Annotated in this window: 9 protein-coding genes; 2 read left to right on the forward strand and 7 right to left on the reverse strand. The window is 63.7% G+C overall.

Annotation, left to right across the window (positions count from 1 at the left end; genetic code table 11):
• From OG584_RS35060 to OG584_RS35090, 7 genes are all read right to left on the reverse strand, one after another.
• A complete protein-coding gene (locus tag OG584_RS35060; protein ID WP_405783802.1) occupies positions 1–1,323 on the reverse strand; it encodes a lysine N(6)-hydroxylase/L-ornithine N(5)-oxygenase family protein in 1,323 nt (440 codons plus the stop codon).
• A gap of 157 nt (positions 1,324–1,480) precedes the next feature.
• Positions 1,481–2,884, reverse strand: coding sequence for a KamA family radical SAM protein (locus tag OG584_RS35065; protein WP_405773631.1), 1,404 nt, complete (start codon positions 2,882–2,884; stop codon positions 1,481–1,483).
• 82 nt (positions 2,885–2,966) lie between these two features.
• On the reverse strand, positions 2,967–3,581 hold the full coding sequence (locus tag OG584_RS35070) for an SET domain-containing protein (protein WP_405773629.1): 615 nt from the start codon (positions 3,579–3,581) through the stop codon (positions 2,967–2,969).
• 4 nt (positions 3,582–3,585) lie between these two features.
• Positions 3,586–4,872 (reverse strand): peptide ligase PGM1-related protein, encoded by a 1,287-nt coding sequence (locus tag OG584_RS35075; protein WP_405773628.1) that lies wholly within the window; start codon positions 4,870–4,872, stop codon positions 3,586–3,588.
• A gap of 11 nt (positions 4,873–4,883) precedes the next feature.
• On the reverse strand, positions 4,884–5,612 hold the full coding sequence (locus OG584_RS35080) for a class I SAM-dependent methyltransferase (protein ID WP_405773627.1): 729 nt from the start codon (positions 5,610–5,612) through the stop codon (positions 4,884–4,886).
• A 259-nt stretch (positions 5,613–5,871) separates the two neighbouring features.
• Entirely contained in the window at positions 5,872–6,732 is an 861-nt protein-coding gene (locus OG584_RS35085) for an alpha/beta fold hydrolase (RefSeq protein ID WP_405773625.1), read from the reverse strand.
• Complete coding sequence (locus OG584_RS35090) at positions 6,733–7,989, reverse strand: MFS transporter (protein WP_405773623.1); 1,257 nt, start codon at positions 7,987–7,989, stop codon at positions 6,733–6,735. It lies immediately after the preceding gene.
• A gap of 273 nt (positions 7,990–8,262) precedes the next feature.
• On the opposite strand from OG584_RS35090, the gene OG584_RS35095 reads away from it, so the two are divergent.
• Together OG584_RS35095 and OG584_RS35100 are read left to right on the forward strand one after the other, a co-directional pair.
• The gene (locus OG584_RS35095; RefSeq protein ID WP_405773621.1) at positions 8,263–9,564 is read left to right on the forward strand and encodes an acetyl-CoA carboxylase biotin carboxylase subunit family protein; all 1,302 of its coding nucleotides are present in this window, start codon (positions 8,263–8,265) and stop codon (positions 9,562–9,564) included.
• Positions 9,557–10,675 carry a GNAT family N-acetyltransferase gene (locus tag OG584_RS35100; protein WP_405773619.1) on the forward strand — a complete coding sequence of 373 codons (1,119 nt, stop codon included), beginning with the start codon at positions 9,557–9,559 and terminating at the stop codon, positions 10,673–10,675. Before OG584_RS35095 ends, OG584_RS35100 begins: the two co-directional genes overlap by 8 nt.
• Positions 10,676–11,352 lie beyond the last annotated feature (677 nt).

Raw genomic sequence — 11,352 nt, forward strand, 5'->3', positions numbered from 1 at the left:
TCATCCCATCACCCATGAGTTATCGGCGGTGTCCTTCGTCGACCACTCGATGAAGGACGCGAGCTGCTCATCGCTGCGCACTCCGCGCACCCGGTCGGCTATGCGTTGACTGCGCCAGGCGTTCAGGCTGAGGTTGGGATCGGCGAGGCCACGCTGTTGCCGTGCGCCGTTCTGGACGAAGATGCTGTGGTGGGACGGCCCGTCCCAGCGCACGGCGAAGTCCTGGTCGACACGGAGCTCGCCGTCCTCGCGCTCCAGCCTGTCGGCGATCGGGGCGAGGAAGTCCGTCGCTGCGGGACTGTAGCCCGTCGCCCAGATGATGACATCCGCCTCGTGGTGCTCCACTTCGCCCGGTTGGTCGTTGTGCCGGGTCGCGATGTCCCATGCGCAGACGATGCCCCGGCTCACCTCGGTCACCTCGCGGTTGGGGTAGAGGCCGACCAGATCCGGCAGCCCGTTGATGAACCGGTGAACGTACAGCCGCTGGTAGATCGACCGGAGGGTCTCCTCGGAGATCCCGTCGCTGCTCAGGAGTTGACGCTCGTTGAACACTTTGCGGGCGTCGCTGGGTAGGTTGTAGAAGTAGTCGGAGTGGGACGGCATGTAGAAGTCGTTGGTGAACGGTGAGTCGTCGATCGGGAAGTAGTTCCGGCGACGCGAGACCCACACGACCCGCCGGGGCAGTTCGGCGGCGGTGCGGGAAATGAGATCCAGGAAGGCTTCCGCGCCCGACTGACCTCCGCCGATCACTACGACCCGCTTGCCGCCGAGATCACGCGCTAAGTCCATAAATTCGCTCACGTGGTACTGGGTAGGCCCCAGTTGTGGCCGCGCATGAGGCGGCACGAACGGACGGCTTCCGACTCCAAGCACTATGTTGTCGGCGGTCACAGTGCGGCAGCCGGTGCGTATTCGGAAGACGCCTTCGAAGCCGACCTCATGCACTTCCTCGCCGAAGACGATGTTGGAGTTACGCGCGCAGGCCCAGGCCAGGTAGTTGCGGAACTCCTGCCGCGGCACGGCGGAGAAGTCCGCGTTGAGAAAGTGGTAGAGGCGCCCCTGGTCGTGCAGATACGCGAGAAACGAGAAGGGATTCGTCGGATCCGCAAGGCTGACCAGGTCTTTGAACAGAGACACCTGGAGGGTTGCGCCAGGCATCTGTTGTCCGTCGTGCCAGCCGAAGGCCGCTTTCCGATCGAGGAAAAGGTTGGACACTTCGGCGTGTCCGTGGAGGAGCGATGCCAGGCTCAGGTTCGCCGGACCCACTCCAACCCCGACACACCGGTAGTGCGCCAAAGGGTGGTTTGGATTTTCATGCCCCATATCCGAACCTCTTCTTTCGAGTGACGATGAACCGATCATTGGCTCCTGCCGGCGGGCCGGGGTAGGAGGTGACTATCTCGGTACATGGGCAGACTTCAGTGATCGCCCGGAAGGGCCGGCCGGTCGTCCAGCCACCGCGACGTGGCACGCGGCAACGTCAATGTGCTGCGGAGAAGCGGGGTCGGGGAGAAGGGACACTGTGGACGTGCGATTGCCACCACTCCTGGCCTTCGGGCGGAAGGGTGTAGATGGGGTCGTAGTACTCGTGAAGCCGGGTCAGACCGTCGGCGTCGCCTTGGTCGAGTGTGGTGCGGTAGTTCTTCGACCAGTACGAGATCCCGTGCACCCGGTCGTAGTCGGCGAGCTGGTGGACCCAGCGCTTTCCGACGAACGGAACGTCGCAGACAATGCGCGGGGTCGCGAAACCGGGTAGATACCCCATGATCGCGTGCTGCAGGTCCTGAGCTTCCGCGACCGAGGTCCGCCAGTGCTCGCTGTACGGGATCATGTCGCAGGTATAGAAGTAGTAGGGCATGATCGCTGCACTGTCGAGCAGGGCGAAGCACAGGTCGAGGAGCGCCGTGGGGCTGTCGTTCACCGTGCGCAGCAGCACCGCCTGATTACGGATGTCGCGCAGACCGGCGTCCAGCAGCAAATTCGAGGCCTGGGAAACGCTCTTCGTGACCTGCTGCGAGGCATTGGCATGGGTGTGCAGCGAGATCTGTACTCCACGCGAGCGGGCTGTGGCGGTCAGTCTTGCGACACCGGCCAGCACCTTGGCGTCCATCCAGTACTGCGGTAATCCGATCAATGCCTTGCTCGCCAGCCGTATGTCGCGAATGGAGTCGATCTCCATCAGCGCGTTGACGAATGATTCGAGACGGGGCCAGGGAACGTTGGCGACGTCGCCGCCGGAGACGACGACGTCTCGGACGACTGGAGTCGTCTGCAGATAATCGATCATGGCCTGGAGTCGGGCTTCGGGCTTCAGCGCGAACGTGGTCTTGCTGACCTGTGGAGTGGAGTTACCTACAAGATCCATTCGGGTGCAATGCCCGCAATACTGGGGGCAGGTGGATACCAGCTCCACTAGAACCTTGGTGGGATAGCGATGGGTCAGGCCCTCGGTGGCCCACATGTCGCGCTCGTGCAGCGAATCCCGCTCGGCATACGGGTGGGAAGGGAAGTCCGTCCGGCGGTCGGAGAAGACCGGCAGCATATAGCGGCGGACCGGATCGGTGTAGAAAGCGTCGGTCAGGCTTCCGGCCCCGTCCGCTTTCGTGTCATGCGCCATGGTGTTGATCATGTGCGGGGTGATGAGCAGGGACATCGTCGCGCGCTCGCTCTGGTCGCGCTCCAAGTCGGCGAAGAAGGTGTCACCCAGCAGGTCACCGGTGACGTCGCGCAGCTGGCGGAGGTTCTTGACGCAGTGGGCGCGCTGCCACTGGGGGGAGTTCCATTCGTCATCGGTCACGCCACGCCACCCGGGGAAGCGACGCTGGTCGGGTTCGTTGGCTTCGTGCTGGCGGTAGGAATAGGGCTGCTGAGGGCCGTCAGACATGCGAATCCTCTCAGTGGGCTTCATATCGGTGACAATCGGCGGGCCCGCGGCGGAGAACCGCCGCCGCAGGCCCGGACCGAGTTCACGGCGATGCGAAGGCCGGCGCACAGACACTGGCACCGGTGGACACCTGCTCCAACGAGGTCATCCCTTTCAGTACGCGGCGGTAGGGCTCGCTCAGTTCGACGAGCACGTCGTGCAGCGGCTGATCTACTTCGGCGGCATGCCGCAGCGCGCTCTCCACCTGCCCGCGCCAGCGGCTTCTGATCATCAGGTCACCGCCCTGCTCCGTGGTGATCAGGTGTCGGCAGCGCGGGCTGTGGCATCGGCATTCCATGCTCCAGCCGCCGTCCTCGGTGAAGGTCGCGTAGTCACACGTAACCTCCTCACCGGCTGCGATGTCCCGGACAGCCACACCGAAGTCGAGGCCCGTGTCAAGGACGTTGGCCTCGCAAGAGTGGTTCATCAGGTAGGCGCCCAGGCACGGCAGTAACAGGCTGCCGTCCGACAGGAGATGCCCGTAGATGTCGAGTGCCGCGAAGCGCGCCTCGGGCAGCGCCGCGACCTCCTCTTTGGACCATCGTGAGCACTTGACGCACGGGTTCCAGATAGCCGTCCCGATTGGAATGGGCTCGGTGGCGAACAACCCCACGTTGTGCGTACGACTCGCGCGTACGTCGATTCCTTTGGTCAGCACGGGGTCACGAGAGTTTCAGCGCATCGACCAGACCGGATTCCAGCTCTTCCACCCTGCGGTGGCTCTTTCCGAGGATCAGATAGCGCCACTTGCCGTCGAAGGCGAGGGTGTCCGAGGTGATGACGACTCCCTCGTCCGAACCTGTCTCGAAGCTCAGACCTGCCTGCCGCACTCGCGCGACTCCGGCGGCGAACTCCCGTTCCACGCCGCCGACCCTGGAGTCGGCGATCCACACGGCGTCCGCGGCCCGCTCCTCTCCGAGGAGCCGCTTGACTAGGAGGTCCAGGTAGGTGCAGCCGGTCTTGCGGAGGTTACTCTCGGTGGAGTAGAGGACATCGTCGGCAGTGATCCCACCATCGACGTCGAATGGTCCCCAGTAGCCGACCTGATGCAGGTGGCGGCCCAGCGCGAGCCCGCCTTCGACCAGTTCCTTCACCGCCGAAGTGCTCGCGACCAGGGGTGTGATCTGACCACTGAAGCTGCCGTTTGGGGTTCTCATCTCTCCAACGTGCATCACGCGCGGCCCGTTCTCGTCCACCTCCATCTCCACGGTGACGATACGGACGAAGTCGAGTCGCTCCTCGACGACCCAGCCCGGAGGCTGGTCGGCTACCGACAACAGGTACGCGGCGAGTTTGGCGTCGAGGTCGGGCAGGTCGCCGGCCTCCCAGAAGGCCACCCCGTACCCGTTGGACCCCCGGGCCAGCTTCGTGACCGCGGCGCCCTTGTCGGTCAGTACATCCCGCAGGGCGGCAGCCAGCTCGGCCGGAGTGCCACAGCTGAACCCGTGGGGGACCCTGATGCCCAGTTTGCCCGCGAGCTCCCGGAAGCCGGGCTTGGTGTTGATCCGGTAGGCAGCTGCCACCGCGGTGGCGGGAACTCCCTCGACGGGGTAGCCCTCCACAGGAACGCCGATCTCGGCGGCGAGTTCGATGGCGGGGCGGTCCTGGGCGAAGGCCTGGAAGCGTATGCCTGGCCGTTGCTGCGCTTCCGAACGCAGCCTGTCCACGAGGCCGTTGCGGCGGACCGCTTCGGTCAGCGTCGCCAGGCCGTCGGTAGGCGCGTGCAGAAACGTTACGTCGGTCGCCGAGAATCCGAGCAGGTCGCAGGCATAGTCACGCAGGGGCTCCGACATGGCCCTGGGCGTCACCAGGACATCGCCCGGCTGGGTCAGCCAGACCTTGCGCGGGGAGACGGCGACCAAGGCGTCGGCGTGCCGGTGCACCGGCACGGTGACCATCAGTTCGTTGACGAAGTTACCGAAGACCAGCAAGGGGTAGGGTCGCTGCACGATGGTTGTCCTCACTTTCCGGGCTTCAGGCCGCCGTAAATGGCGTGGCCCGCTTTCAGCCAGTGGACATCGACTTCGCTGAATCCCGCGTCACGCAGCCAACTGAGCTGATCGAAGATCGGGGATGGCTTGTCGAGATCGTCCGGGTACTCGTAGCAGCTCCACTCAAGGGTGTGGAACTTCTCGTACGGCTCCAGGCTCCCGGTTCCGGCGAGGCCCTGTTCCTTGACGGCTTCGTTCCACATCCGACGCGTGAGCGCGACGCCGCGTTCGCCTACTGGCTGGATCAAGTCAGCGATCACCAGAACTCCACCCGGGCGGAGCATTTCGAACACGTCGCCGAAGAGCTCCTGCTTTCCTTCCCCGTCCAGGTGGTGGACTGCCAGCGACGAGACCACGGCGGCCGGTGCCTCGTCGCGTGTTCGCCAGGCCTTTTCCGCGAGGTCGAACTGTTCGGTGCGGAATTGCTTTTCGTAGGCCGACAGCTCCCGTCGTGCGACGCCCAGCATAGTGGGGCTGAGGTCCATCCCGACCACGGTGGCCTGAGGGAAGGCCTTGATCAGCCCCTCGCTCAGTCGGCCCTGGCCGCAACACAGATCGAGTATCTCGAACGGTGCCTGCTGCTCGGGGATCAGGGAGGTCACCACATCGATTTGCGTCTGTCGCTCAGGAACGAAATATTCACCAAATTCGATGAATTCGCTAGAATCCTGTTCTTCCCAATCCTGTTGCAAGCTCAATTTACTTCCTTCCGTCTTGTTTTCGTGAACGTGGCATTGTGTCCATTGTTCGAGTGGGCGACGAACTGCGGCATGGTCCTCGAAGCGAGAACAGCCGTTGTGAATGGGAGGGCGAGAGATGTGTCATCGGGTGCGGCACCATGGCGCGATCGAACGGCCGGCCTGGGCGTCGATACAGACGCGAAGAAAAAGAAGGCATGCCTCAGCTGATGGGCGTGGAGTGAGTTTTGAATAACGTACACGTGCTGCCCCACCCAGCTCACATGAGATTTTCATGTGCTCTGCTTTCCTGCAAGAATTTATCGACTAACGTCACCACAGTTTGAGTCGCATCGACGTGGCACATGTGCCCCGACCCGGGTATGACTTCGGTTCGGCAGTCTTGGATGGCTTGCGTGAGTCGGCCGAGATGGTCCGGACCCGCCCAGCCGTCGAGTTCTCCGCCTATGGCTAGAGTAGGGCAGGCCACTTTTCCTAAATGGCTCATCTCCTCCTCCAGTGATGGGAATACCGATTCATTAAAATAGCGAAGCGCGTCGATATTCGCAGGCCGCCGGGCGAGATGTGACTGCCAGGACCTGGTTCGTGCCGACATCGGACCCACCCAGAGGGGGATGACTGCAGCGATGAGCCGACCGAGGGCGGCATCGTCCGGGGGATACTCTTCCCCCTGAGCCCCCAGAACCGCCAAGGCTTCCGCCACCTCGGGCTCGGACAGTCGCGCACGTTGGAAGGCCTCTGCCATGTCCTCAGCCTCGTCGCCGCCGTAGGCCGGTGTCCCTAAAAGTACGAGGCTCCTCACCAGGCGCGGATCACGGGCGGCAACCAGCGAGGCGACCGCCCCACCGTGCGAGTGCCCCAGGAGATCGACGGGTTCTCCGTTCGCCTCTCGCTCGATCCAGGCGCTCAGGTCGTCCGCGTACTCTTCCAGGGAATAGGCTCCTCGATCGCTGGGCCGTGGACTGTCACCCGTTCCGCGCGGGTGGACCAGCGCCACCGTGTGGTGGGCCGCCAGATCGGCCAACGGCTCCAAATAGCCGGGGTGCATCCCTGGCCCCCCCGGTTGGCACACCAACAAGGGGCCATTGCCGTGCCTGGTGTCAGTCAACTGCATCACCATTCATGCCTCCTTGGGGACAAGAAGGCGCGCGCACACCGCAGAGGCCAAGGTGAGAGCTGCCGCGACCGCGAGAGCCTTGGCCGGCGTGGTGGCGCCGACCAGGAATCCCCCCAGGGCGGTTCCGACAGGGAATCCGATCAGATTGACGCTGATGGACACCGTCATGATGCGGCCGATCCACCCCGGGTCCGTACGCCGCTGCCGCAAGGAGAGCAGACTCACATTGACGGTACCTTCCATGAGGCCGAATAGTGCGAGGCCGGCCCCGAGGGCCACGAGCGAGCCCAGCGCGCTGATCGGGAAGATCGCGGCGGATGCCACTGCGGTCGCGCCCACCATGTAGCGGCGCTCCACCCCTGAGCGCACGAGCTTCCCAGCTGCCAGGGCTCCCAGTCCTCCGCAAAGGCCCACGACGGCCCAGATCAGCCCGACATAGCGGCCCGACGAACTTCCGGGCGTCACCCACTCGGTGACCGCGACCGGGACGATGAGGATCAGCATCCCGTACGACACCTGGAACAAGGAGTAGGAGGCTGCGAGTCCGCGCAGCGTGGAATTGCGCAGCAGATACGTGATCCCTTCCCACGCCGCGCGCAGCAGGTGTTGCTGCCGCTCGCCCTTGGGAGCAGGCTTGGGGTCGCCGCGCAGCAGGGCGAGGCTCAGCGTCGCCAGCGCGTACAGGCCGACCACAGTGAAAAGGGCAGGGTTGGCTCCTGCCCACGCGAAGAGCGAGCCGGCGACCAGGGGGCCGCCTACCTCGATCGCCGAGTAGGTACTCAGGTCCAGGGCGTTCGCCTTGTCGTAGGCGATGTCGGGAACGAACTGCGGGAACAGCGTTCGGATTCCGCCGTCGGTCAGCGGGCTGGTCAGCGAGAACAGTGCGAGCAAGACGTAGAGAACCCCAGGAGTCAGGTTCCCGACCAGAGAAAAGACGCCGATTCCGCCGATCAATACCGCGCTTGCCGCCGTATCCATGGCAACCGCACGGAGCGCTCCGAACCTGTCCAGAACAGCACCCGCGATAGGGCTTATCAGAAATCCCGGAAGGGTGAGGAAGAATCCACTCATTCCCGCGACGGCGGCGGAATCAAACTCGGCTATTGAATAGAGAACGACGACGAGCAGGAGCATGCCGTGCGCCAACCTGGACAGGGAGGCAGCCAGCAGGAGTTGTGGAACGTTACGGCTGGTGAGGATTTTTCTATATGTGACGACCGGGATTTCTTGATCATGTAATAGCTGAGGTATCGGTTTCATGATGTGGTTCTCATCTGAAGGTCGCAGCTCCTGAAGCCGAACGGATTCACATTCCCCAAACGATCTCGAGATTGCCATACCAAGGCGATCTATGCAAGCCTCTTCTCGCTCGTGCCAACGCGCCGATACCTAGATGCTCCTGACTCACCGAAACCTTGATCATTGGCCTGAAATGATCGTCAGGTTCTTCTTCGTCCAAAACATTTGATCCATGCGCTTTCGGACAACGCGGATGCGGTCGCCCCAGCGATTTCCTACAGGGAGAGGAGTGCTGTGACTGACAAGTTCTCGCACCAACCAGACACTGTTGACCTCGATGTTCTTTACCTCGGCTGGCAGCGGGAGGCCATCGAGGCGCTGCAGGGATTTGGTGGCAGGGTCACCTGCGTGGTCTCGTCGTCCGATCGCTTTAAGCCAGCCGAGGAGGGTTTCGAGGGGGCGGTGGCTGTGGCCCGCGACCACACATGCGTGGAGGACATCCTGGGGGCGCTGGCCGGATTAGCCTCTGCCCCGGATCGGTTCCGGGCGGTTTGCTCCGAGGACGAGTTCGCGATCGTCACGGCCGCGGTTCTCAGTCACCTCGTCTCCGAGCAGGCCGGCTCGGCGCACGATGCGCTGGCTCTGCGTGACAAGGCGTTCCAGAAACGGCTGATACGTGCCGCCGGGATCCCGACGGCCGACTACGCTCACTTCGCCGACCTCGACGCCGTCAGAATGGCCGTGCGCTCCGGCGAGGTCGCCACCCCGTTTGTGATCAAGCCGCCTGCTGGGGCTGGCTCCCAACACACACGCGTGATCAGGGACGAGGAGGGTGAGAAGGGTGACGTTGACGCACTGGCGGCTTTCGGGCGTGAGGCCGGTGCCACAGCGGGGCCTTGGCTGATCGAAAAGTTCATCTCGGGCGAAGAGCTGCATGTCGACGGCGCGGTCCGCGACGGCACCGTCCTGGTGGCCTCGGCAAGCCGGTACCTGCACAATGTCATCGAGGTGCATCACGGCCGCCTCATTGCTTCGGCCACGCTGGACGAGGACGCAGAGCGCGAACTATTCGACGGCGTCATTCGGCTGACCGAGCGCGCACTCGCCGCCCTGGGACACACCGACGGTGTCTTCCACCTGGAGGCGTTTCACGACGCTGGTGACCTGATCTTCAGCGAGTGCGCGGGGCGCATAGGCGGAGGGATGATCCTGGAGGCCGTGCGCGGCAAATACGGTGTCGATCTGTACCACGAGTGGGCCGCGGCAGTTCTCGGTGTCCCGTCGCCCGCCTCGCTCAGCGTTCGCGAACCCCTCAAGGACTCCTTCGGATGGGCGAACCTCACCACGCCTCCCGGACGCATCCGGAGCCTGCCGACCCGTGAGCTCATCAAGGCCAGACCTGGCGTGGTCGAGGGCCAGTTGTGGGCCAAGGCGGACGAGGTCGTCGGCGATATGCGTCAAGCCTCGCACCTCCTTGTGGCCAAGGCCTTGGTGCGCGCGCCGAGCGAGGCGACCGCCCGGTCCCAACTGAGGGCAGTCAGCGCCTGGTTCACGGATTCTGCGCGGGTGGACAGGCTCGGGGACGACCATGAGTAGCCTCCGGATACTGTCGCTCACGGAGGCCGGGGAACTGGCTCCCTGGGCCGAGATGTGCAGCTCGGCCGACCTGTTCTGCACCCCTCCATGGCTCGCCGTCGAACAGAGCGGATCTGGACCCTGGGTCCCTGCGGCCAGCGCATGTCTTGTCGCGGAGGACCACCTTCAGCTCTTGGCGGGGGTCACTCTCCAGCAGTTCGACCGCACGGTCGACGACGACACCTGCCGCGTCGACAAGATGCTGCGCGCCCTGCCGTGCGCGGATGGCATGTCCGATGCCGTGCTGGCCGGCGCGCTCCTGCCCTCCCTGATGTGCGGCGGTTGGTTCAACTCGACGGTCCTCTCCTCCCCCCGCGCCTCCGAAGCGGCTGTCACTGAGGCACGCCGTGAACTCATCGCGCGCGCCGTCGCCACCGGTCGGGATTGGGGCAGCGCCTCTGTCTTCTTCCCGTACGTTGACGCGGCAGACGCCGCACTGCGCACCGATCTCCGGGCGGCCGGTTTCCTTGAACTCTCAGCACCGGCACGGCATGTCTTCGACTGCGATTATCCGAGCCACGAGGCCTACCTCGCAGCCCTGCCCTCACGCCGAAGGGTGCGGATACGGAAGGAACTGCGACAGTTCGACGATGCCGGAGCTGTCACTGGCCAAGCTTTGCTAGACGACTCCAATGTGGAGCAGATCGCCACACTGGCCCACACTCTCGAACGCAAATATGGCCAAGCTTCCACGCTTGAGGAGTTGACGGGATGGTTCTCGGCAATCGCGAAGAACACACGAACCCGCGTGTTCACAGCAGCCCTCGGTGGGCAGGAGTTCGCGATGAGCCTGTGGCTGCACCACGAGAACCGCATGTACGGGTTTCACGCTGGCTTCGACTACGACATCGGCCGCGGCCTGCCGATGTACTCCGTGGTCGGGTACCACTTGCCCATCGCGTACGGCTGCTCGGCATCGGACACCACAGTGCTCGAGTACGGCATCAGCGCAGACGAGGCCAAGCTCCTTCGAGGCACTGAGGCCATGCCGCAGGTCCTCTGCCTCAAGCCGCTCTCCGAACAGTCGAAAACCGTTGTCGAAGGCCTGGCGATCCAGTCTCTTCCGACATGATCCCGGGAAGGAGTCCGTCACCGGGCGGGCACTGCGTACCGCGGCCGGAGACCGTACCCTCCGCGTACGAAGTGGCTGCCGCAACAGTCTTTTGCCATGGCCGAGTGGGTTCCGTTCCGCCAGGTCCGCGTGTTGGCGGCCGGCCTCGCAGTCTGCCGCGTGGCTCCGGGTGGCCCTTCCGTGCAGCCGCAGAGAGCGGAGCCAGGACAAGAAGGGCCACGGCAACAAGTACCTGCCGTGAGCTTCGCTGTCGATCGGGTTGAAGTATAGAAACACTCTGCCGGGGCATCTGGGTGGCGCATATTCTAAAATTCACGATTTGTGGAAACCTGGTGGGTCGTGGGGGTAGGTGTTGGCCCGGAGGGTGTTTTTCTTGTGGGTCAACAGGCTTGACCCACAAGGGAGCTAGGAAGTGAATGGAAGTAATGTAGATTCCTTTCCGTGCTTCTTTCCGTATTCTATTCCGCCCTTGAATTCGGAGAATTCGAGGGCGGAATTCAACCATCCACCCCATTCCGGAATTTGATTGCCCGTCATTTCTCTTTCGCCGACCGGAGGTCGGCAATTCTCCACCAGAAAAGGGCCGGAGGCCCTTCCCGATTACGACGCCGGAGGCGTCGCAATGCATTTTGCTTTTCGGGCTGGGAAGCCCGAGGCGCGCTTGCGCGCATTCGGCT

This window comes from Streptomyces sp. NBC_00859, assembly GCF_045161865.1.
Classification (GTDB): domain Bacteria; phylum Actinomycetota; class Actinomycetes; order Streptomycetales; family Streptomycetaceae; genus Streptomyces.

What these genes read in the sequence shown, in the direction of transcription:
- OG584_RS35090 (WP_405773623.1), bottom strand. Translation starts at nt 7,989, where the DNA reads ATGAAACCGATACCTCAGCTATTACATGATCAAGAAATCCCGGTCGTC.
- OG584_RS35060 (WP_405783802.1), bottom strand. Translation starts at nt 1,323, where the DNA reads ATGGGGCATGAAAATCCAAACCACCCTTTGGCGCACTACCGGTGTGTC.
- OG584_RS35085 (WP_405773625.1), bottom strand. Translation starts at nt 6,732, where the DNA reads ATGGTGATGCAGTTGACTGACACCAGGCACGGCAATGGCCCCTTGTTG.
- OG584_RS35065 (WP_405773631.1), bottom strand. Translation starts at nt 2,884, where the DNA reads ATGTCTGACGGCCCTCAGCAGCCCTATTCCTACCGCCAGCACGAAGCC.
- OG584_RS35100 (WP_405773619.1), top strand. Translation starts at nt 9,557, where the DNA reads ATGAGTAGCCTCCGGATACTGTCGCTCACGGAGGCCGGGGAACTGGCT.